We start from the raw sequence: 19893 nt of genomic DNA, 5'->3' as shown, positions 1-19893 counted from the left end.
GCGCCAGAAATTGCATAATCATGCCCATGGCAGAGGAACTTTCGACCACCGACATCCGCATCCTTGAACAGGTGCAGCGCGACTCAACCCTGTCCACCAGCGAACTGGCGGAAAAGGTGGGCCTGTCGCAATCGCCCTGCTGGCGGCGGCTGCAGAAATTGCGCGAGGATGGCTATATCCGCGGCGAGGTGGCGCTGGTCGACCGATCCAAGCTGGGGCCGAGCCTGGTGATCTTCGCAACGCTCAAGACCAGCGCCATCACCGGCGACATGCGGGCCGAATTCCTGCGCAAGATCGAGACCATTCCCGAAGTGCTGGAATGCTATTCCGTCTTCGGCGAGCGCGACCTGCTGATGAAGGTCATGGCGCAATCCATGGAATGGTATCATAATTTCGTCTTCAACATCATCATGAAGCTGCCCGGCGTGGTGGACATCCAGTCGACGGTCACCATGGCCGAGATGAAATATACGACCGCACTGCCGGTCCGCGGCAATAAGGCGCTCTAACCGGCGGTCACGATCCAGCCGTCCACCAGGGCCACCGGCCATGGCCGCAGATGCTGGCCGGTGCATGGCCCGCCGACACACCGCCCATCGGCGATCCGGAACAGCGCGCCATGCCAGCTGCAGGCGATCAGCCGTCCATCGGGCGTCAGATAATCGTCCAGTATCCGCGCCAGCGGCAGGCCCGCATGGGGGCACTGGTCGACATAGCCGGCAAGCCGATCGCCCTTTCGCACGACAAAACCATGGAAGCGCCCGGCGCGAAGCTGCAGCACGAAATTGCGGGCCGCGCCGTCGGCAATCTCCTCCAGCGGGCAGAGGCGCACCCCCGCGGGCGTCGCCATCACCCGTTCTTCAGACATCGGCGCCGGGCTGGCGATCGGGATGGGCAGCGGCGACCGCCGGCACGGCACGCGCGCTCGCCGCGGCGGCGACCAGATACGGGAAGGGCGTGAGGTCGACGCCGAAGCGGTCGGCATTGTACATCTGCGGCACCAGGCAGCAATCGGCCACGGTCGGGCTGCCGCCAAAGGCAAAGCCGCCGCCATGACGCGCGACCAATGTTTCGAGCGCGCCGAAGCCCTCCGCGATCCAGCGCGCGGCCCAGGCATTGGCCTGGTCCACGGTCGCGCCAAAATCGGCCCGCAGGGCCTTGAGCACCCGCAAATTGCCCAACGGGTGGATATCGCAGCAGATGATCGCCGCCATCGCCCGCACCACCGCCGCATCGTCACTATCCCGCGGCATCAGGGCAGGCGCCGGCCATCTTGCCTCGATCCATTCCAGGATCGCCGGGCTTTCGATCACCGCCCGATCGCCCTGTTCCAGCGCCGGCACCAGCCCGTGCGGGGCGATGCGCAGATAATCCGGGTCACGCTGCGCGCCGGTGCGCAGGTCGTGGGAGACCTGCCCATAAGCCAGCCCCTTGAGATTGAGCGCGATCCGCACGCGATAGGCGGCACTCGACCGCCAATAGCCATGCAGGATGAGGCCGCTCATCCCCCTGACTCCATGGCCGACTCCAGGGCGGGCTCCACTATGGCACGGCATTCGCCAAAGCCGATGGAGACATATCCCCGCGCGGCAGTGGACGCGCGCAATATCACTTCGTCGCCATCCTCCAGGAAGGTCCGGGTCTCGCCCGAGGGCAGCGTGATCGGCGCCTTGCCCGCGCCGGTCAGCTCCATCAGGCTGCCATAGCCATCGGCCGTGGGCGCGGAGATCGTGCCCGTGCCCAGCAGATCGCCGGGGTTGAGGTTACAGCCATTGGAGGCATGGTGCGTCACGATCTGGTGGACGGTCCAGTACATGTTGCTGGCCGGCCCCCGGCTCAGGCGATGGGGCGCAAGGCCCTGTTCGCGCATGGCGGCCGTGGACAGATACACCTCCAGCGACACCGCCAGCGCGCCATGCGCCTGATCGTCGGCATTTGTCAGATAGGACAGCGGCGCGGGGTCGCCCTCCGGCCGCTTCGGCTGGGCGATACGAAACGGCGCCATCGCCTCCGCCGTCACCACCCAGGGCGAGATGGTGGAGTGGAAATTCTTGGCCAGGAACGGCCCGAGCGGCTGATATTCCCACGCCTGAAAATCGCGCGCCGACCAGTCGTTGAGCAGGCAGAAGCCGGCAATATGACGCGGGGCTTCCGCAATCGGGATGGGCGTGCCCAGCGCATTGCCCTGCCCAATCCACACGCCCAGTTCCAGCTCATAGTCGAGCCGGGCGCTTGGACCCACGGTGGGCGCATCGGCATCGGGCGCCTTGCGCTGGCCATGGGGGCGCACCACCGGCACGCCACTCGGGCGGATCGAGGAGGCCCGGCCATGATAGCCGATGGGCACATATTTATAATTGGGCAGCAGCGGATTATCGGGCCGGAGCAGCATGCCGATGTTGGTCGCGTGATGGATGCCGACATAGAAGTCGGTATAGTCCCCGATCTGTGCCGGCAGATGCAGCGTGCAATCCGACGCGGGGTGGAGATGTCCTTCGACATGCGCGCGGAAACCGGCGTCGGAGAGCATGATGCTCAGCCGCCAGCGCAGGGCGACCCGATCCTCCACCGGCAGGGCGAAGAGCGCATTGAGCGTCGCCCCGCCGGCAGCATCCACAACGGCGGTGGGCAACAGCCCTTCATCCGCGCAGGCGGCCAGATCGAGGATCATGTCGCCGATCGCCACGCCAATGCGTGCATGCCCTCCCGCCGGCGAGAAGATGCCGAAGGGCAGGTTCTGGACCGGAAAATCGCGATGCCCCTGCGCGCTGTCCACCCAGCTGGTCAGCGCGGGGTCGTGGGTTTCGTCTATGTCCCAATAATGCATCCGGTTTACGCCTTGCCTCCGGGGAGTTGCGCCTTGCGGAAGCCCGACCAGCAGGCGTCATAATCACCCTGCAGCAGCGGGATTTCCATCGCCCAGCCGGTGGGACGGATGACATGGCGGCTTTCGAACATGAAGGCCATGGTGTCGGCCATCCTCTGGGGGGCAAGCTCTGCCGCCACCGCCGTCTCATAGCTTGCATGATCGGGGCCATGGGCGGACATGCAGTTGTGCAGCGACGCACCGCCGGGCGCGAACCCGCTGGCCTTGGCATCATAGGCGCCCTGGATCAGCCCCATATATTCGCTCATCACGTTGCGATGGAACCATGGCGGGCGGAACGTGTCCTCCGCCACCATCCAGCGCGGCGGAAAGATCACGAAGTCGATATTCGCGGTGCCCGGGGTGTCGCCGGGCGATGTGAGCACGGTGAAGATCGACGGATCGGGATGGTCGAAGCTGACGCTGTTGATCGTGTTGAAGCGGTTGAGATCATAGCGGACGGGCGCGAGCGTGCCGTGCCAGGCCACGACATCGAAGGGGCTGTGCCCCAGGGTCGTCGTCCACAACGCGCCCTGGAATTTCTGGACGATCTGCACCGGCCGCTCGACATCCTCGAACGCGGCGACCGGCGCTTCGAAATCGCGGGCATTGGCAAGGCCGTTGGACCCGATCGGCCCCAGTTCCGGCAGGCGGAAGGGCGCGCCGTAATTTTCGCAGACATAGCCGCGCGCCGGCCCGTCGATCAGTTCGACCCGGAAACGCATGCCACGGGGCACAAGGACCATCTGCAAGGGCGCGACGGTGAGCACGCCCATTTCCGTGACCACCCGCAAGCCCCCCTGCTGCGGCAGGATCAGCATCTCGCCATCCGCATTGAAGAAGGCGCGATCGACCATCGACTGGCTGGCCGCATAATGATGGATGGCGCAGCCATGGCCGCCGCCTACATCGCCATTGCCGGCATAGGTGACGAGGCCATCGACAAAATCGACCGGCGCTTGCGGCAGCGGCAGCGGGTTCCAGCGCAGCCGGTTGGGCGAAACCGCGCCGTCGGCAAAGGGCGCCGATCGCAGCAAGGTGGCCCCGCCATAGGGCGCATAGGCGGCATGGGCGGCGCTGGGCCGCAGGCGATAGAGCCAGCTGCGCCGGTTCTCCCCGCGCGGCGCGGTGAAGGCGGTGCCGGACAACTGCTCGGCATAGAGGCCGAAGGGCACATGCTGGGGCGAATTGCGGCCGATGGGCAGCGCGCCGGGCACCGCTTCGCTCGCGAAATGATTGCCGAAGCCGGACTGGACGGACTCACCGGCGGCGGCGTGCGGCCCGCCTGCAACCTCGTCCCTGGGCGGATGCGATACCATGGTCATGCCGCCTCTCCTCAACTCTCGACCGTGATCACGCCCCTGCGGATCTGGTCCAGCTCGATGGATTCATACAGCGCCTGGAAATTGCCGTTGCCGAAGCCCTCATTGCCCTTGCGCTGGATGATCTCGAAGAAGATAGGCCCGATCATCGTCTCGGTGAAGATCTGCAGCAAAATGCCTTCCTGCTCGACATCGCCGTCGATGAGGATGCGGTTTCTCTTCAGCCGCTCCAGATCCTCGCCATGGCCGGGCACGCGCTTGTCCACCAGCTCATAATAGGTCTCGATCGTGTCCTGCAGGCGCACGCCGCGCGCGCGCAGCCTTTCCACCGTGTCGTAGATATTGTCGGTGGTGAGCGCGATATGCTGGATACCCTCGCCATTATATTCGCGGATGAACTCCTCGATCTGGCTCTGGTCGTCCTGGCTTTCGTTGAGCGGGATGCGGATCGCCTTGTCCGGCGCGATCATCGCCTGGCTGAACAGGCCCGTCGCCTTGCCCTTGATATCGAAATATTTCTGCTCCTCGAAGCCGAAGAGCGTGCGGTAGAATTGCGACCACACCCGCATCTGCCCGCGCCGGACATTATGGGTCAGGTGATCGAGCAGGTCGAGACCGACCGTGTTGCGTGCCTCCGCCTCCCGCCAGCCGGGGAATTCCGCCCAGTCGGCATAGGCATCGACGCCATCGGCCATGAAATAGAGATAGGAACCGCCAATCCCCTTGATGACGGTATCGTCCTCCTCCGTCGGCTGCGCGCCATGGTCGAGCGCCCATGCGAGCGCCGCCTGCGGATCGGCCACGCGAAAGGCCATGGCGCTGGCCGAGGGACCATGCTCGCCCCGGAACGCCGCCACCCGCCCATCGGCATCGCGGTTGAGCATCAGGTTGATGCGCCCCTGCTTGTAGCGGGTGATGTTCTTCGTCGGGTGCCGGTGGGACGGCACGAAACCCAGCTGTTCGAACTGCGCCGCGATCTTCTCCGGCTCGGGCGAGGTGAACTCGACAAATTCAAAGCCGTTGAGACCCAGCGGGTTCTGCATGTCGGGGTTGGTCATGGTCAGGCTCCTCGGATGTTCTGTTATGTCAGATGCGGCGCGACGCCCGCGATGAAGGCCGGGATCGTGTCGTGGCGCAGCCCGGCGATGTTGATGCGGCCATTGCCGGCCATGTAGATGCCGTGCGCCTCCCGCATCGCGATCACCGCCTGGGGCGTGACCGGCAGCAGGGCGAACATACCGCGCTGCGCGCCGATGGCGGACAAAGCAGGATGCGCCTCCGCCAACGCCAGCCGCAGGCCGTTGATCCGCAGGCGCATGGCGGCCAGTTCGGCTTCCCAGTCGGCCGTCAGCGCGGCGTCCTCCAGGATGAGGCGGACGATGGCGGCGCCATGATCGGGCGGCATCGACCAGATGGCGCGGGCCAGCGACAGGACATTGCCCTGCGTGACCGCGGCTGCCTGCCGCGATGCGGACTGCACCCAGAAGGCGCCGACACGATCACGATAGAGGCCGAAATTCTTGTCGCAGCTATAGGCGACCAGCGCTTCGGGGCAACGGTCCAGCAGCATGCGAGTGGCGGCGGCATCGTCTTCCAGACCGTCGCCCAGCCCCTGATAGGCAAGGTCGATGAACGGCACGAGACCGCGATCCTCGATCATGTCGGCCAGCGCCGCCCATTGCGCGGCGGTCAGCGTCGCGCCGGTCGGGTTATGGCAGCAGCCATGGACAAGGATGATGTCGCCGGGCCGCGCCTCCGCTAGGTCAACCATCATGCCGTCGAAATCGACCGCCCCGCGGGCCGGATCGTAAAAGCGATGGCTGCGCACCCGCAGCCCGGCCGCGCGAAAGATCGGGCCGTGATTGGGCCAGGTCGGCGCGCCGACCCAGATCGTCGCATCGCCATTGGCCCGCGCGACCAACTCCGCCCCCAGCCGCAGCGCGCCAGTGCCACCAGCCGTCTGCACACCGGACAGGCGATCCGACCCGGCCAGCGCCCCACCGAACACGCGATCAGCCAGAAGCCGCGTAAAATGCTCGTCCCCCTCAGGCCCGAGATAAGCCTTGCTCTCCTGCCCCGCGAGCAGCCGCGCCTCAGCCGCCTTCACCGCCCGCATCACGGGTGTCGCCCCCCGATCGTCACGGAACACGCCGACGCCAAGGTCCAGCTTCTCCGCGCGGGGATCGGCGCGGTACAGGCCGATCAGCCCCAGCAGGCCATCGGCCGGCTGCGGTTCCAGCGCCGAAAACAGCGGCGGGCGCACGGTCAGTTGTTCGATCACGTCCAGAGAGTTCATGCATCGGCCCTTTTGCGTGCATAAGCCTGCGTGCCGCGGGTAAAGACCCGGTCGGTGGGCAGGATATCGGCGATCTCCACATCCGGCTCACCCGCCAGTGCGGCGTAGAGCGGCCCGAAATCCGTCTCCACCGTCTGGCGCAGCAGATCCTCGAAGCTGTCGATCACGAAATAGGTCTGTTGATAGTCGTCGATGCGATAGGGGGTGCGCATCAGCCGCTTGAGATCGAAGCCGAGGCGGTTGGGCGAGGGATCGTCGAGCGCGAAGATCGATTCGCCATGGGACGAGACGATACCCGCGCCATAGAGCTTCAAGTCCTGCCCCTGCCGGATCAGCCCGAATTCGACCGTGTACCAGTAGAGCCGCGCCAGCGAGGACAGGTGATCGAGGCTCGCTGCGCGCAGCCCCCCTTCCCCGTAGGCCTGCATATAATCGGCAAAGGCCGGGTGCGCGAGCAGCGGGACATGGCCGAAGACATCGTGGAAGACATCCGGCTCCTCCAGATAGTCGATCTGCTCTGGCGTGCGGATGAAGCGCCCGGCGACGAAACGGCGATTGGCGAGATGTTCGAAGAAGACCTTGTCCGGCACCAGCCCCGGCACGGCGACCACCTGCCACCCGGTCGCCTTCATCAGCCGTTCCGACAGTTCCTCGAAATGGGGGATGCCGGGGTGGGTCATGCGCAGGATGTCGAGGCCATCGAGAAATTCGGGAACGACGCGGGACGGCAGCATCGCCGCCTGGCGCGCGAACAGCCGGTCCCACATCGCATGCTCGGACGGGCTGTACCGATCCCACCCCTGCGGGATCGTCCAGTCTGCGGCGGCCTCTTCGGGCCGAATCATATTTTCCTCTGCCATGAGATGAATCTCTCACCCGACGCGGCGAAATGCTTTTCGAAGTTGCGCCTTCCACAGGAGAAAGGGAAAGATAATTCCGGGAAATGCGCAAAAGCGGGAATCATAATCCAGCCACCCTCTTTTCCCGCCGGCCGGCTTGCCCAGCGCGTCCGCTTCATCGTAGAAAGCATGCCATCGCGGATCGTTCGCGGGCCTCGCCGATGCAGTGCCGAAAGCGCAGCAGACGACGACGCAGCGCCCCCGCGCCAACAGGCAGTACTCGACCGCGAGCCCGCCCCCACCGCAATCCGCGCTTTCGCATCGGCTAGAAAAGCTTGGGCGACAGGCGTGCGATCAGCACCAATATGGCATCGTCGGCCGTCCCGCGTGGGGCAAGGCCACGCACAAAGGGTTCGCGCATGGCAAAGACCACATCCTTCCGCAATTTCGGGCTGCTGGTGCTGGCCGGCATGGTCGTGGGCCTGATCCTGGGCTTTGTCGCCCGCAACATGGGCACGGATGCCGTCGGCGACCCCAACGGGCTGACCGTCGCGCTCAAAACGACCGGATCGATCTTCGTCCAGTTGCTCAAGGCCATCGTGCCGCCGCTGGTCTTTGCCGCCATCGTCGCCAGCATCGCCAATCTGCGCGCGCTGGACAATGCCGCACGGCTGGCCGGGCAGACCATCCTGTGGTTCGCGATCACCGCGCTGATCGCCGTGGTCGTTGGCCTCGCCGTGGGCCTCATCATCCAGCCCGGCCTTGGCGTGAACGCCGCCGCGCTCACCGGCGGGCGGCCCGATTCGGTGGGCGGCTGGCTGGATTTCCTCAAAGGGCTGGTGCCCGCCAACAGCCTTGGCCTGTCCAGCAGCACCAAATTGTCGGAAGACGGCGCCAGCGCCAGCACCACGATCGGCTTCAACGTGCTGCAGTTGCTGGTGATCTCCATCGCCGTCGGCCTTGCCGCGATCAGGGCGGGGGAAAAGGCGGAGCCTTTCCTGGCCTTCGTCGCCTCCTTCCTCGCCATCGTGCGCACCATCCTCGGCTGGATCATCAAGCTGACGCCCATCGGTTCCGCCGCGCTGATCGGATCGGCCGTCGCGACCTATGGCTGGGATGCACTCTCCTCGCTCGGCTGGTTCGCCGCCGCCATCTATATCGGCCTCGCGATCGTGCTGCTGGTCGTCTACCCCCTGCTGCTCGCGATCAACGGCCTCAACCCGCTGCGCTTCTTCGCGGCGGCATGGCCGGCGATCCAGCTCGGCTTCGTCTCCCGCTCGTCGGTCGGCACGCTGCCGGTGACGGAATGGGTGACGGAAAGCCGGCTGGGCGTGGCGCGGGCCTATGCCTCCTTCGCGATTCCCCTGGCCTCCACCACCAAGATGGACGGCTGCGCCTCGATCTATCCCGCCATTTCGGCGATCTTCGTCGCGGGCTTCTTCGGCCTGCACCTTGGCCCGGCGGACTATGCGCTGATCGCCTTCGTCTCCGTGATCGGATCGGCGGCGACGGCGGGGCTCACCGGCGCGACGGTGATGCTGACGCTGACCCTCTCCACCCTTGGCCTGCCATTGGAGGGCGCCGGCCTGCTGCTCGCCATCGACCCCATCCTGGACATGGGCCGGACAGGCGTGAACGTGGCCGGGCAGGCGCTGGTCGCGACCATCGTCGCGAAGCGCGAGGGGGTGCTGGATGAGGCCATATATAATGGCGACGTGACCCCGGTGGACCCGGTATCGCAGGAACTGGCGACCGCATGACCATCGCGCTGGCCCGGCACCCCTTGTCCCGGCCCCCTGCGCGGCATAAATAGGGGCCATGGGCCAGCACCATCATCACGAGCCGACCGGCGTATCGCTGGCAAGTGCCGCACAGTCCACGCTTGAGGGCAAGGGCGAACAATGGACGCCGATGCGCGCCGCGATCTTCGAGGCGCTGGCGACGAAGGACAAGCCGACCTCCGCCTATGACATCGCCGATGCGGTGTCGAAGGCGCGCGGCAAGCGGGTGGCGCCCAACAGCGTCTATCGCATTCTCGACCTGTTCGTGCAGTCCAACCTCGCCATGCGGGTGGAGAGCGCCAACGCCTATATCGCCAATGCCCATCCCGGCTGCCTGCACGACTGCATCTTCCTGGTCTGCCGCCAGTGCGGGGAAGCAACGCATGTCGATGACGATGCCGTGACCGGCGAAGTGCGGCAGGTCGCCGCGCATGAGGGCTTCACCACCGAACGGCCCGTCATCGAAGTGCTGGGCACCTGCGCCAAGTGCGCCTGAAACGCGTTCGACACACAGGCGCAAACAGGCTAGGCACGAGCGATGTCCGATCGACCGCAGACCCCGTTGCTGGATCAGGTGAAGCTGCCCGCTGACCTGAGGCGACTCGAACCAGCACAGCTCCGCCGGCTTGCCGACGAGCTTCGGCAGGAAGTGATCTCCGCCGTGGGCGTGACCGGCGGCCATCTGGGGTCCGGCCTTGGTGTCGTGGAACTGACGACCGCGATCCATTATGTGTTCAACACCCCCGACGACCGGCTGGTGTGGGACGTGGGCCACCAATGCTACCCGCACAAGGTGCTGACCGGCCGGCGCGATCGCATCCGCACCCTGCGCCAGGGCGGCGGCCTCTCGGGCTTCACCAAGCGGTCGGAGAGCGAATACGACCCCTTCGGCGCGGCGCACAGCTCGACATCGATCAGCGCGGCGCTGGGCTTTGCCATCGCCAACAAGCTCGCCGGCACGCCAGGCAAGGGCATTGCCGTGATCGGCGATGGCGCGATGTCCGCCGGCATGGCCTATGAGGCGATGAACAATGCGCGCGACGCGGGCAATCGCCTGGTCGTGATCCTCAACGACAATGACATGTCGATCGCGCCGCCGGTCGGTGGCCTGTCCGCCTATCTCGCCCGCATCGTCTCCAGCCGCGAATTCCTCTCCGTGCGCGACGCGTTCAAGCGCCTCGCCCGCAAGCTGCCCTCCCCACTGCACAAGGCGGCGCGCAAGACCGACGAGTTCGCCCGCGGCATGGCCATGGGCGGCACGCTGTTCGAGGAACTGGGCTTCTACTATGTCGGCCCGGTCGACGGCCATAATCTCGACCAGCTGATCCCGGTGCTGGAAAATGTGCGGGACGCGGCCGAGGGTCCGTGCCTCGTCCATGTCGTGACGCAGAAGGGCAAGGGCTATGCCCCGGCCGAGAATGCCGCCGACAAATATCATGGGGTGCAGAAATTCGACGTGGTGACGGGCGCGCAGGCGAAGGCGCCTCCAGGCCCGCCCAGCTACACCAGCGTCTTTGCAAAAGCCCTGATCGCCGAGGGGCATCGCGACCCGACGATCTGCGCGATCACCGCCGCCATGCCGTCTGGCACCGGCCTCGACATGTTTCAGCAGGCCTTCCCGGATCGCTGCTTCGACGTCGGCATTGCCGAGCAGCATGCCGTGACCTTTGCCGCCGGCCTAGCGGCGCAGGGGATGCGGCCCTTCTGCGCGATCTATTCCACCTTCCTGCAGCGTGCCTATGACCAGGTGGTGCATGATGTCGCGATCCAGAACCTGCCGGTGCGCTTCGGCATCGACCGCGCCGGGCTGGTGGGCGCGGACGGCAGCACCCATGCGGGCAGCTTCGACATCACCTATCTCGCATCCTTGCCCAATTTCGTCGTGATGGCGGCGGCGGACGAGGCGGAGCTGGTCCATATGGTCCACACTTGCGCGGTGCATGACCGCGGGCCGATCGCGGTCCGCTATCCGCGCGGCAACGGCACGGGCGTCGCCCTGCCCGAAACGCCCGAGCGGCTGGAGATCGGCAAGGGCCGCATCGTGCGCGAGGGCAAAACCGTGGCGATCCTTTCGCTCGGCACGCGGCTTGAGGAAGCGCTAAAGGCGGCCGACGCGCTGGAGGCCAAGGGGCTGTCGGCGACCGTCGCCGACCTGCGCTTTGCCAAGCCGCTGGACGAAGTGCTGATCCGCCGCCTGCTCACCACCCATGAAGTGGCGGTGACGGTGGAGGAAGGCGCCATCGGCGGCCTGGGCGCCCATGTGCTGACGCTCGCCAGCGACCTTGGCCTGACCGACACCGGCCTCAAGATCCGCACGCTGCGCCTGCCCGACATCTTCCAGGATCAGGACAAGCCCGAAGTGCAATATGCGCAGGCCCGGCTGGACGCCGACGCCATTGTGGACACGGTGCTGACGGCCCTGCGACATAATAGCGCAGGTGTCAGCGAGGGCGCGCGGGCATAGGGCAACCAAAGGGTTGCGTATTTCTACAGGCTGGACCATATAGGCAACCAGGAGGTTACCTATATGACCGATTCGATCATCAAGACCATCGAGATCGCCGCACCCGTCGCCAGGGTATGGGACGCGCTGACCGACCATCGGAAATTCGGCACATGGTTCCGCGTCGCGCTGGACCAGCCCTTTGCCGTCGGCCAGCCCTCCACCGGGCAGATGACCTATCCGGGCTATGAGGATTATCGCTGGGAAGCGCGCGTCGTCGCCATCGAGCCGATGACCCGCTTCGCCTATGAATGGCCCGCGACCGGCGGGGACAAGGCGCTGATGGAGAGCGGCGTGCCGGTGCCCGAATGGACGCTGTGCGAATTCCTGCTGGAGCCGCTGCCGGGCGAGCGCACCCGCCTGACCGTCACCGAAAGCGGTTTCGACAAGGTGCCGGAGCCACGCCGCACGCATGTGATGCGCAGCAATGACGGCGGCTGGGCGCAGCAGGTGAAGAATATCCGCGATTATGCCGAAGGCTGAATCCGGGCCGCACCCGGCGCCCAGCCCCGCCGAATTGTTCGCGGCGCTGGGCGATCCGACACGCATGGCGATGGTCGGGCGGCTCAGCCATGGCACGGCGCAGTCGATCGTGCAGATGGGGGCGGGCCTGCCGATCAGCCGGCAGGCGGTGGCCAAGCATCTGGACGTGCTGCTGCGCGCGGGGCTGGTCCAGCGCCACAAGAGCGGGCGCGAGGTGCATTTCGCCCTGCGCCGTCAGGCGATCGAGGACGCACGCTCATGGCTGGCCCAGGTCGGCGCGCAATGGGATGGCGCGCTGGCCCGGCTCAAGGCCTTTGTCGAAGAAGTGGATGGGGGCAGCGGGGGCGCCTAGAGCATCGTGCGGAAAAAGCGGAAAGTCGTTTTCCGCAAAAAAACCGATGCGGCAACAAAGGATTGGAGCGCGCTGCATCCGATCAGACGCGGCCCGCTCCTATGCATTCGCCAGGAAAAGCGCCTTTCCATCCAATGGGGAAAGGCGCCGCCCCTTTGCTCTCAATCATTATTACTGCTGTTGCGGGATGGCCGCCTTCGCATTCTGGCCGTCGCCTTCCGGCGCGGCGATGATGTCGCGGGTGGCCGCCCCCTTGTCGACAACGGTCGTGCCGGGATCGGCCACGTCGGAGCGGATGCCCGGCGCGGCATCGCTGCGGCCGGCGGCGCGCAGGGCGGATGTTTCCGTGGCGCTGCGGGCAGCGGGGCCACCGAACATCGCTTCCATCGCCTGACGGCCGGCATCGGTGCCGGCAGCGGGCGCTGCGCCCGGCGCGGGCGGCACAAGCGCGAAATCGGGCGGGATGACCAGCGGCGCCTGACGCGACACGGCAAATTCATCCGGCCGGGCGCGGTTGAACAGGCCCGACGATCCACAGCCGCTCAACGTGGCAGCGGCAATCAGCAGGCCGGACATCAGGGGAAATTTACGCATTATGGTCATGACTCCGTCTTTGCGCCCTTCTCGCGCAGCAGCAACGCCCGCGCAAGCAGGATCAGCACACCGATGGTGATCGCCGCGTCGGCCAGGTTGAAAATCAGGAAGGGCCGCCATTCGCCGATATGCAGATCGGCATAATCGACCACGAAGCCCAGCCGCACGCGATCGGCGATATTGCCCAGCGCGCCGCCCAGCACCAGGCCGAGCGCCATCGCATCGACCCGCGCCTTTTCCCGCCACATCCACACCGCGACGACCGTGGCGATCAGCGCCGTCATGCCGACGAGCAGCCAGCGCATGGTGCTGTTGTCCGCATGCAAGAAGCCCATCGAGACCCCCCTGTTCTCCAGCCAATGCAGGCGGAAGAAGGGCAGGATGTCGATGCCGTCTTCCCCACGCGACTGCAGCTGCAGCGGCCAGGTGACGACATATTTGACAAGCTGGTCGAGCAGCAGCGTGACAGCGGCGGCGGCAAGGCCGAGTGGGCGATTGGTGAGGGCCATGAAGCGTCCTTAGCCGGCTTTTCTATCGTCATGCTGAACTTGTTTCAGTGCGGCCGAGGCACATGACTCGGCTGCACATCCCGCACCACGCGCGGCGGTGACCAAAGGCACAATGGCCCCTGAAACGAGTTCAGGATGACGGAAGGAGGAGATCATCATGCCTTCAGCACATCCTCGCAGCGGTCGCAGAGCGCGCCGTCTTCGCCGACTTCGGGCAGCAGGCGCCAGCAGCGGCCGCATTTGTGCCAGTCGGAGGGCGTGACGCTGATGCCCTCGCCTGCGTCCTCCACCTTCGCCACGATGCAGATTTCGGCGAAATCGACGTCGGCGGGCACGCCGGCCATCTTCACGTCCGCTTCCAGGCTGGAACGGACGATCTTCTCGCGGCGCAGCGGCTCGATCGCCTCGTTCACCTGATCGCGGGTGGCGCGGATATCGGCCCACTTCTCGCCCAGCGCCGCGTCGCGCCAGCCGGCATCCACCGTCGGCCATTCAAGGAAATGCACGCTCTCCGCCTCGTTGGGGAAGCGGCTCTGCCACACTTCTTCCGCGGTGAAGGGGATGATCGGCGCGGCATAGCGGACCAGCGCATGGAACAGCGTGTCCAGCACGGTGCGATAGGCGCGACGCTTGAGGTCGCCCTTCGCATCGCAATAGAGGCAATCCTTGCGGATATCGAAGAAGAAGGCAGACAGGTCACTATTGGCGAAGTCCATCAGCGCGCGGGTGTAGCGGCTGAATTCCAGCCAGCTTTCCGATCCCGCGCCCTTGTCGACCACACCGCGCAGCTCCGCATCCAGCTCCGCCACGCGGTGGAGCATGTAGCGCTCCAGCTCCGGCATGTCGGCGGGGGCTAGCCTTTCGTCCTCGGTGAAATCGCTCAGCGCGCCCAGCAGATAGCGGAAGGTGTTGCGCAGCTTGCGATAGGCGTCGCTTGCCCCGGCCAGCACTTCCTTGCCGATGCGCACATCATCGAAATAGTCGGTACTCGCCACCCACACGCGCAGGATGTCGGCGCCGCTCTCGCTCATGATCTTGAGCGGATCGACGACATTGCCCAGGCTCTTCGACATCTTGCGACCATTGCCGTCCAGCGCGAAGCCATGGGTCAGCACCGCCGCATAGGGCGCGCGGCCACGGGTGCCGCAGCTTTCCAGCAGCGAGGACTGGAACCAGCCGCGATGCTGGTCCGACCCTTCCAGATACAGGTCCGCGCGCGTGCCCGCGCCGTAGCGCGCCTCGACAGTGAAGGCGTGGGTCGATCCGCTGTCGAACCACACGTCGAGAATGTCGTTCACCACCTCATAATCGGCCAGCGCATAATCGGGGCCGAGCAGCGCCTGATGATCCGCGCCGAACCACGCGTCCGCGCCGCCGGCCTTGAAGGCATCGACGATGCGCGCATTGACGGCGGGGTCGTTCAGATAATGGCTGCTCTGGCGATGCACATAGAGCGCGATCGGCACGCCCCAGGCGCGCTGGCGGCTGATCACCCAGTCCGGGCGCCCCTCCACCATCGAGCGGATGCGGTTGATCGAGCGCTCCGGCACCCAGCGGGTGTTCTGGATCGCGTCCAGCGCGACGCCGCGCAGGGTGGAGGCATTGCCGGCAGCAGCAGCCAGCTCCGCTGCATTCTCCGCGCTCGTATGGCGATCGTCCATGGGGATGAACCATTGCGGCGTGCAACGGAAGATGATGCGCGCCTTCGACCGCCAACTATGCGGATAGCTGTGCTTGAAGTCGCTGGCCGAGAGCAGCGCGCCCACGGCGCGCAGGTCGGTCAGGATCGGACCTTCCGGGCCGTTGAACTTGGTGTTGATGACGCTGCCCTGGCCGGGCAGCCATTCCCAGTCGGCGCGGTAGAAACCCGCATCATCCACCGCGAACACCGGATCGATGCCCAGCTTCTTGCAGGCGAGGAAATCCTCCTCGCCATGGTCGGGCGCCATGTGGACAAGGCCGGTGCCGGCATCGGTGGTGACATGATCGGCCGGCAGCAGCGGACGCGGCCGCGCGAAGAAGCCGCCCAGATGGTGCATCGGGTGACGGGCGATGACGCCGGCGAGGTCTGTGCCTTTGCCGCGCCAATGAACATCAACCAGCCGCGCGCCCTCAGTACCCAAACGCTGAGCAAATGACTCAACCAGTTGCTCAGCGAGCAAGAAACGTCCTTGGCCGTTAATTGTGACAAGCCAATAGGAAATCTCTTCCCCATAAGCGATCGCCTGGTTCACCGGGATCGTCCACGGAGTCGTCGTCCAGATCACCGCATGGGCGCCGACCAGTTCCGGCGCATTCGGCGCTTCCACGATCTCGAACGCCACGTCGATCTGCGTCGACGTCACATCCTCATATTCCACTTCGGCCTCGGCCAGCGCGGTCTTTTCGACCGGGGACCACATCACGGGCTTCGCGCCGCGATACAGCTGGCCGCTTTCCGCGAACTTCAGCAGCTCGCCGACGATGGCGGCCTCCGCCTCATATTTCATGGTCAGATAAGGATCGTTCCAGTCGCCCATCACGCCCAGGCGCTTGAACTGCTCCTTCTGCACGCCCACCCATTTGTCGGCATAGGCGCGGCACTGGGCGCGGAATTCCTGCGCCGGCACCTCGTCCTTGTTCAGCTTCTTCTTGCGATATTCCTCCTCGATCTTCCATTCGATCGGCAGGCCGTGGCAGTCCCAGCCGGGCACATAGGGCGCGTCCTTGCCCAGCAGGGTCTGCGCGCGCACGATGATGTCCTTGAGCACCTTGTTCAGCGCATGGCCCATGTGGATGTCGCCATTGGCATAGGGCGGGCCGTCATGCAGGATGAAACGCTCACGCCCGGCGCGGCGGGCGCGCAACTGGCCGTAAAGGTCCATCGCTTCCCAGCGCGCGGCAATCGCCGGCTCCTTCTGCGCCAGGCCCGCCTTCATCGGAAAGTCGGTGACGGGGAGGAAGACGGTGGATTTATAATCCTGGGTTTCTTTGGCAGGCTGGTCGGTCATACGGGTCCGGTCAAAACAAAGGTCCGTTTGCCCTCAGCCTGTCGAAGGGCCGTCCTTTTCCTGCAAGACAGGTGCGGGGCTTCGGCAGGTTCAGGGCAAACGGACGAAAAATCGTGCCCGGTGCATTAGGCGAGGTGGGGCGTCGCCGCAAGGATTTGCCGGGCGCGATCGCAATCGGCCTCCATCTGGGCGACGAGCGCATCCAGACCGTCGAACTTCGCCTCGGCACGCAACCATTCGATCAGCTGCACTTCGATCAGCTGATCGTAAAGGCTTTCGGCAAAGTCGAAGAAATAGGGTTCCAGCAGTTCCTTGGGCGGATCGAAGGTCGGGCGGATGCCCAGGTTCGCCGCGCCGTCCAGCACCCGGCCGTCGGGCAGCAGCCCGCGCACGGCATAGATGCCATAGGCGGGGCGCAGATATTTGCCCATGTCGATATTGGCGGTGGGGAAACCGATGGTGCGGCCCAGCTTGTCGCCATGCTGCACCTTGCCCTCGATGGCGAAGGGGCGGGTGAGCAGGCCGGTCGCGGTCGCGCAATCCCCCGCCTGCAGCGCCTCGCGGATACGGCTGGAGGAGACGACCTCGCCATGCGCATCCGTCACCGGCGCAACCGCTTCCGCGATGAAGCCCCGGCGCGCGCCGGCCTCCATCAGGCGGGCGACATTGCCGCTGCGCCCCGATCCATAGGTGAAATCCTGTCCGGTCACGACGCCTGCGGCCCCGATCTTGCCGATCAGCAGGTCTACGAACGCCTCCGCGCCAAGGGCGGCAAAGGCGCGATCGAAGGTGAAGACCAGCATCGCATCGGCCCCGGCCCGCGCGAACAGCCGCGCGCGCTGGTCGAGCGTGGTCAGGCGGAAGGGCGCGGCATCCGGGCGGAACAGGCGGACGGGATGCGGATCGAAGGTCGCGACGATGAGCGGCCGCCCCTGCGCCCGGGCCAGCGCCAGGGCGCGCGCCACCACCGCCTGGTGGCCCAGGTGAAAGCCATCGAAATTGCCCAGCGCCAGGATCGCGCCGCGCAGATGCGCGGGGACCGGGGCGCCGCTGTCCAGCCGCTCCATCGGCCGCGCTATAGGGGGCGCTGCGGCAGCACGCAATGCGGCGCAATGTCCACAATCGCGGCCAGCGACACGCTCAGGGCCGCCGCCTCAGGGTGACGAAGCTGTAGGCCGGGCGCCCGGCATCGGCCCCATGGTCTTCCCGCGCCACCTCTTCCCAGATGGCGGGATCGAAAGGCGGCATGACGACATCGCCGATGGCGTCGGCATGGATCTGCGTCACTTCCACCCGGTCCGCGCGGTCGGCAAAGAGGTGGAAGATATCCGCGCCACCGATGACGGCGATCACCGGCGCGTTGGCCACGCGAATCGCGGCCTCCACGTCATGGACGACCTCGGCGCCTTCCTCCTGCCAGTCGCGATCGCGGGTCAGGACGATATGCCGCCGCCCGTCCAGCAGGCCCGGCAGGCTTTCGAAGGTCTTGCGCCCCATCACCATCGGGCGGCCCTGGGTCAGCATCTTGAAGCGGCGCAGGTCGGCGGGCAGGTGCCAGGGCAGCTTGCCCTCGCGCCCGATCACGCCATTGTCGGCGCGGGCCAGCATCAACACGATTTCAGGACGGTTCATGCGGCAATGTTTCCCGGGATCATCGCTGCTGCATCCTCATTCTTTGATTATATCCGTCCGTCAGCGGACAAGGCGCGTGACATGCCCCATCTTGCGCCCCGGCCGCGCCTCCCCCTTGCCATAAAGGTGCAGGTGATTGCTAGGGTCGGAAAGGATCTCCAGCCATTGCCCGGCCTCGTCGCCCAGAAGGTTGCGCATCTCGACCCGCGGCGCGGTGAGCGCGGTGGCGCCCAGCGGCAGGCCGCAAATGGCGCGGACGTGATTTTCGAACTGGCTGGTGAGCGCGCCCTCGATCGTCCAGTGCCCGCTATTGTGGACGCGCGGCGCCATTTCGTTGAACACCGGGCCTTCGGGCGAGGCGAAGAATTCCAGCGCCAGCACGCCGACATAATCCAGCGCATCGGCGACATTGCGGGCCATGGCGCGCGCGGCATCCACCTGCGCCAGCACGACATCGGGCGCCGGCGCGATGGAGGTGGCGAGAATGCCGTCGCGATGGACGTTCACCGCGCTGTCCCAGAAGCGGATGTCGCCATCCGCCCCGCGCGCCAGGATCACGGAGAATTCGGCCTCGAAGGTGACGAAGCCCTCAAGGATCGCGGGCACCCGGCCGATGGCGTTCCATGCGCCCACGGCATCGCCGGGCACCATGATCCGCGCCTGCCCCTTGCCGTCATAGCCCATGCGGTTGGTCTTGAGGATCGCCGGGCTGCCGATCCCGTCCAGCGCGATCTCCAGATCGTCCAGGCTGTCGACCGCCGCGAAGGGCGCGGTGACGCCGCCCAGATCGTTGACGAAGCGCTTTTCGGCGAGCCTGTCCTGCGCAATGCGCAGGCCCTTGACGCCCGGCCGCACCAGCCCGTGGGCGGCGAGCACGTCGACCGCGCCCGCGTCGATATTCTCGAATTCATAGGTGACGACATCGACGCCATCGGCAAAGGCGGCGAGCGCGGCGGCATCCTCATAGGGCGCATGCGTCCAGCGGGGCGACACGTCGGCGGCGGGGCCGCTGGTCTCCGGCGCGTAGATATGGGTGCGATAGCCAAGCTGCGCCGCCGCCATCGCCAGCATCCGGCCCAGCTGGCCGCCGCCCAATATGCCGATGGTGCCGCCCGGCGCGATCGTCCGCATCAGGCGCCTTCGCCGTCCCGGTCGACCGGGCTTTCATCGACCGCCGCCGTCTGCCGCGCGCGCCATGCGTCCAGCCGCTGCGCCAGCGCCTCGTCGGTCGTCGCCAGCATCGCTGCGGCCAGCAGCGCCGCGTTCACCGCGCCCGCCCGGCCGATGGCCAGCGTGCCGACGGGAATGCCGGCGGGCATCTGGACGATGGAGAGCAGGCTGTCCATGCCCTTCAACGCCTTCGATTCGACCGGAACGCCCAGCACCGGCAGGCGCGTCATCGCCGCCGCCATGCCGGGCAGATGCGCCGCGCCGCCAGCGCCCGCGATGATGACCTTCAGCCCGCGGCCCGCGGCGCTCTTGGCATAATCATAGAGCCGGTCCGGCGTGCGGTGGGCGGAAACGACCTTGCACTCATGAGGCACGCCCAGCGCTTCCAGCGTCTCGGCCGCGTGGCGCATGGTTTCCCAATCCGAGCGGCTGCCCATGATGATGCCGACGTCCACCGCGCCCGCCCGACCACTTGTTGCTGCTTCGCCCATCATCCGCCCCTTCAGGAGAAGCACAGCGCATTAGGGACGAAGGCTGCGAACGGCAAGCCCTCACG

The 19893-nt window shown here is 66.2% G+C and carries 20 protein-coding genes; 6 read left to right on the top strand and 14 right to left on the bottom strand.

All coding sequences use genetic code 11. The features are described 5' to 3' along the window. The first annotated feature begins 26 nt into the window (after positions 1 to 26). Complete coding sequence (locus WFP78_RS00760; protein WP_336957851.1) at positions 27 to 509, top strand: Lrp/AsnC family transcriptional regulator; 483 nt, start codon at positions 27 to 29, stop codon at positions 507 to 509. On the opposite strand, the gene WFP78_RS00755 is transcribed toward WFP78_RS00760, so the two are convergent. From WFP78_RS00755 to phhA, 7 genes are read right to left on the bottom strand one after another with little or no spacing between them, the layout of a single operon-like run. Beyond that, positions 506 to 850, bottom strand: coding sequence for a Rieske (2Fe-2S) protein (locus WFP78_RS00755; RefSeq protein ID WP_419722881.1), 345 nt, complete (start codon positions 848 to 850; stop codon positions 506 to 508). The genes WFP78_RS00760 and WFP78_RS00755 overlap by 4 nt on opposite strands. A gap of 10 nt (positions 851 to 860) precedes the next feature. Then, positions 861 to 1505 carry a maleylacetoacetate isomerase gene (maiA, locus tag WFP78_RS00750; protein WP_336957849.1) on the bottom strand — a complete coding sequence of 215 codons (645 nt, stop codon included), beginning with the start codon at positions 1503 to 1505 and terminating at the stop codon, positions 861 to 863. Further along, positions 1502 to 2827, bottom strand: a complete 1326-nt coding sequence (gene fahA / locus WFP78_RS00745) for a fumarylacetoacetase (protein WP_336957848.1) — start codon at positions 2825 to 2827, stop codon at positions 1502 to 1504. Before fahA ends, maiA begins: the two co-directional genes overlap by 4 nt. 5 nt (positions 2828 to 2832) lie before the next feature. Then, positions 2833 to 4185: a homogentisate 1,2-dioxygenase gene (hmgA, locus tag WFP78_RS00740; RefSeq protein ID WP_336958197.1), complete on the bottom strand. Its 1353-nt coding sequence runs from the start codon at positions 4183 to 4185 to the stop codon at positions 2833 to 2835. A 17-nt stretch (positions 4186 to 4202) separates the two neighbouring features. Further along, positions 4203 to 5246 carry a 4-hydroxyphenylpyruvate dioxygenase gene (gene hppD, locus WFP78_RS00735; RefSeq protein ID WP_336957847.1) on the bottom strand — a complete coding sequence of 348 codons (1044 nt, stop codon included), beginning with the start codon at positions 5244 to 5246 and terminating at the stop codon, positions 4203 to 4205. Positions 5247 to 5269: 23 nt separating this feature from the next. Next, positions 5270 to 6484 (bottom strand): amino acid aminotransferase, encoded by a 1215-nt coding sequence (locus tag WFP78_RS00730; protein WP_336957846.1) that lies wholly within the window; start codon positions 6482 to 6484, stop codon positions 5270 to 5272. Next, positions 6481 to 7344, bottom strand: a complete 864-nt coding sequence (gene phhA / locus WFP78_RS00725; RefSeq protein ID WP_336957845.1) for a phenylalanine 4-monooxygenase — start codon at positions 7342 to 7344, stop codon at positions 6481 to 6483. The genes WFP78_RS00730 and phhA overlap by 4 nt, the downstream gene beginning before the upstream one ends. A 398-nt stretch (positions 7345 to 7742) precedes the next feature. Between phhA and WFP78_RS00720 the strand changes: the two genes are divergently transcribed. From WFP78_RS00720 to WFP78_RS00700, 5 genes are all read left to right on the top strand, one after another. After that, complete coding sequence (locus WFP78_RS00720) at positions 7743 to 9083, top strand: dicarboxylate/amino acid:cation symporter (RefSeq protein WP_336957844.1); 1341 nt, start codon at positions 7743 to 7745, stop codon at positions 9081 to 9083. 58 nt (positions 9084 to 9141) lie between these two features. Continuing rightward, positions 9142 to 9600 (top strand): Fur family transcriptional regulator, encoded by a 459-nt coding sequence (locus WFP78_RS00715; RefSeq protein WP_336957843.1) that lies wholly within the window; start codon positions 9142 to 9144, stop codon positions 9598 to 9600. Positions 9601 to 9642: 42 nt separating this feature from the next. Further along, positions 9643 to 11568 carry a 1-deoxy-D-xylulose-5-phosphate synthase gene (gene dxs, locus WFP78_RS00710; RefSeq protein ID WP_336957842.1) on the top strand — a complete coding sequence of 642 codons (1926 nt, stop codon included), beginning with the start codon at positions 9643 to 9645 and terminating at the stop codon, positions 11566 to 11568. Positions 11569 to 11631: 63 nt separating this feature from the next. After that, on the top strand, positions 11632 to 12090 hold the full coding sequence (locus tag WFP78_RS00705; RefSeq protein WP_336957841.1) for an SRPBCC family protein: 459 nt from the start codon (positions 11632 to 11634) through the stop codon (positions 12088 to 12090). Then, positions 12077 to 12442, top strand: a complete 366-nt coding sequence (locus tag WFP78_RS00700; RefSeq protein WP_336957840.1) for an ArsR/SmtB family transcription factor — start codon at positions 12077 to 12079, stop codon at positions 12440 to 12442. The genes WFP78_RS00705 and WFP78_RS00700 overlap by 14 nt, the downstream gene beginning before the upstream one ends. 171 nt (positions 12443 to 12613) lie before the next feature. On the opposite strand, the gene WFP78_RS00695 is transcribed toward WFP78_RS00700, so the two are convergent. The 7 genes from WFP78_RS00695 to purE all read right to left on the bottom strand — a co-directional run bounded on the left by WFP78_RS00695 (position 12614) and on the right by purE (position 19831). Continuing rightward, positions 12614 to 13036, bottom strand: coding sequence for a DUF3035 domain-containing protein (locus WFP78_RS00695; RefSeq protein WP_336957839.1), 423 nt, complete (start codon positions 13034 to 13036; stop codon positions 12614 to 12616). 5 nt (positions 13037 to 13041) lie between these two features. Next, positions 13042 to 13545 (bottom strand): signal peptidase II, encoded by a 504-nt coding sequence (gene lspA, locus WFP78_RS00690; RefSeq protein ID WP_336957838.1) that lies wholly within the window; start codon positions 13543 to 13545, stop codon positions 13042 to 13044. A 155-nt stretch (positions 13546 to 13700) separates the two neighbouring features. Next, positions 13701 to 16535 (bottom strand): isoleucine--tRNA ligase, encoded by a 2835-nt coding sequence (ileS, locus tag WFP78_RS00685; RefSeq protein ID WP_336957837.1) that lies wholly within the window; start codon positions 16533 to 16535, stop codon positions 13701 to 13703. Positions 16536 to 16660: 125 nt separating this feature from the next. Beyond that, complete coding sequence (locus tag WFP78_RS00680) at positions 16661 to 17602, bottom strand: bifunctional riboflavin kinase/FAD synthetase (RefSeq protein ID WP_336957836.1); 942 nt, start codon at positions 17600 to 17602, stop codon at positions 16661 to 16663. A 73-nt stretch (positions 17603 to 17675) separates the two neighbouring features. Beyond that, positions 17676 to 18167, bottom strand: coding sequence for a dihydrofolate reductase (locus WFP78_RS00675; RefSeq protein ID WP_336957835.1), 492 nt, complete (start codon positions 18165 to 18167; stop codon positions 17676 to 17678). Positions 18168 to 18227: 60 nt separating this feature from the next. After that, positions 18228 to 19298: a 5-(carboxyamino)imidazole ribonucleotide synthase gene (locus tag WFP78_RS00670; RefSeq protein ID WP_336957834.1), complete on the bottom strand. Its 1071-nt coding sequence runs from the start codon at positions 19296 to 19298 to the stop codon at positions 18228 to 18230. After that, positions 19298 to 19831 carry a 5-(carboxyamino)imidazole ribonucleotide mutase gene (gene purE, locus WFP78_RS00665; RefSeq protein WP_336957833.1) on the bottom strand — a complete coding sequence of 178 codons (534 nt, stop codon included), beginning with the start codon at positions 19829 to 19831 and terminating at the stop codon, positions 19298 to 19300. Before purE ends, WFP78_RS00670 begins: the two co-directional genes overlap by 1 nt. Positions 19832 to 19893 lie beyond the last annotated feature (62 nt).

It is taken from the genome of Sphingobium aquiterrae, from assembly GCF_037154135.1.
GTDB classification, from domain to species: domain Bacteria; phylum Pseudomonadota; class Alphaproteobacteria; order Sphingomonadales; family Sphingomonadaceae; genus Sphingobium; species Sphingobium aquiterrae.
This window is presented reverse-complemented; position numbering and strand designations above follow the sequence as displayed.

Excerpts from the sequence above, each read along its gene's own strand:
- WFP78_RS00760 (WP_336957851.1), top strand. The coding sequence starts at position 27 with ATGGCAGAGGAACTTTCGACCACCGACATCCGCATCCTTGAACAGGTG.
- WFP78_RS00755 (WP_419722881.1), bottom strand. The coding sequence starts at position 850 with ATGGCGACGCCCGCGGGGGTGCGCCTCTGCCCGCTGGAGGAGATTGCC.
- maiA (WP_336957849.1), bottom strand. The coding sequence starts at position 1,505 with ATGAGCGGCCTCATCCTGCATGGCTATTGGCGGTCGAGTGCCGCCTAT.
- fahA (WP_336957848.1), bottom strand. The coding sequence starts at position 2,827 with ATGCATTATTGGGACATAGACGAAACCCACGACCCCGCGCTGACCAGC.
- hmgA (WP_336958197.1), bottom strand. The coding sequence starts at position 4,185 with ATGGTATCGCATCCGCCCAGGGACGAGGTTGCAGGCGGGCCGCACGCC.
- hppD (WP_336957847.1), bottom strand. The coding sequence starts at position 5,246 with ATGACCAACCCCGACATGCAGAACCCGCTGGGTCTCAACGGCTTTGAA.
- WFP78_RS00730 (WP_336957846.1), bottom strand. The coding sequence starts at position 6,484 with ATGAACTCTCTGGACGTGATCGAACAACTGACCGTGCGCCCGCCGCTG.
- phhA (WP_336957845.1), bottom strand. The coding sequence starts at position 7,344 with ATGGCAGAGGAAAATATGATTCGGCCCGAAGAGGCCGCCGCAGACTGG.
- WFP78_RS00720 (WP_336957844.1), top strand. The coding sequence starts at position 7,743 with ATGGCAAAGACCACATCCTTCCGCAATTTCGGGCTGCTGGTGCTGGCC.
- WFP78_RS00715 (WP_336957843.1), top strand. The coding sequence starts at position 9,142 with ATGGGCCAGCACCATCATCACGAGCCGACCGGCGTATCGCTGGCAAGT.
- dxs (WP_336957842.1), top strand. The coding sequence starts at position 9,643 with ATGTCCGATCGACCGCAGACCCCGTTGCTGGATCAGGTGAAGCTGCCC.
- WFP78_RS00705 (WP_336957841.1), top strand. The coding sequence starts at position 11,632 with ATGACCGATTCGATCATCAAGACCATCGAGATCGCCGCACCCGTCGCC.
- WFP78_RS00700 (WP_336957840.1), top strand. The coding sequence starts at position 12,077 with ATGCCGAAGGCTGAATCCGGGCCGCACCCGGCGCCCAGCCCCGCCGAA.
- WFP78_RS00695 (WP_336957839.1), bottom strand. The coding sequence starts at position 13,036 with ATGCGTAAATTTCCCCTGATGTCCGGCCTGCTGATTGCCGCTGCCACG.
- lspA (WP_336957838.1), bottom strand. The coding sequence starts at position 13,545 with ATGGCCCTCACCAATCGCCCACTCGGCCTTGCCGCCGCCGCTGTCACG.
- ileS (WP_336957837.1), bottom strand. The coding sequence starts at position 16,535 with ATGACCGACCAGCCTGCCAAAGAAACCCAGGATTATAAATCCACCGTC.
- WFP78_RS00680 (WP_336957836.1), bottom strand. The coding sequence starts at position 17,602 with ATGGAGCGGCTGGACAGCGGCGCCCCGGTCCCCGCGCATCTGCGCGGC.
- WFP78_RS00675 (WP_336957835.1), bottom strand. The coding sequence starts at position 18,167 with ATGAACCGTCCTGAAATCGTGTTGATGCTGGCCCGCGCCGACAATGGC.
- WFP78_RS00670 (WP_336957834.1), bottom strand. The coding sequence starts at position 19,298 with ATGCGGACGATCGCGCCGGGCGGCACCATCGGCATATTGGGCGGCGGC.
- purE (WP_336957833.1), bottom strand. The coding sequence starts at position 19,831 with ATGATGGGCGAAGCAGCAACAAGTGGTCGGGCGGGCGCGGTGGACGTC.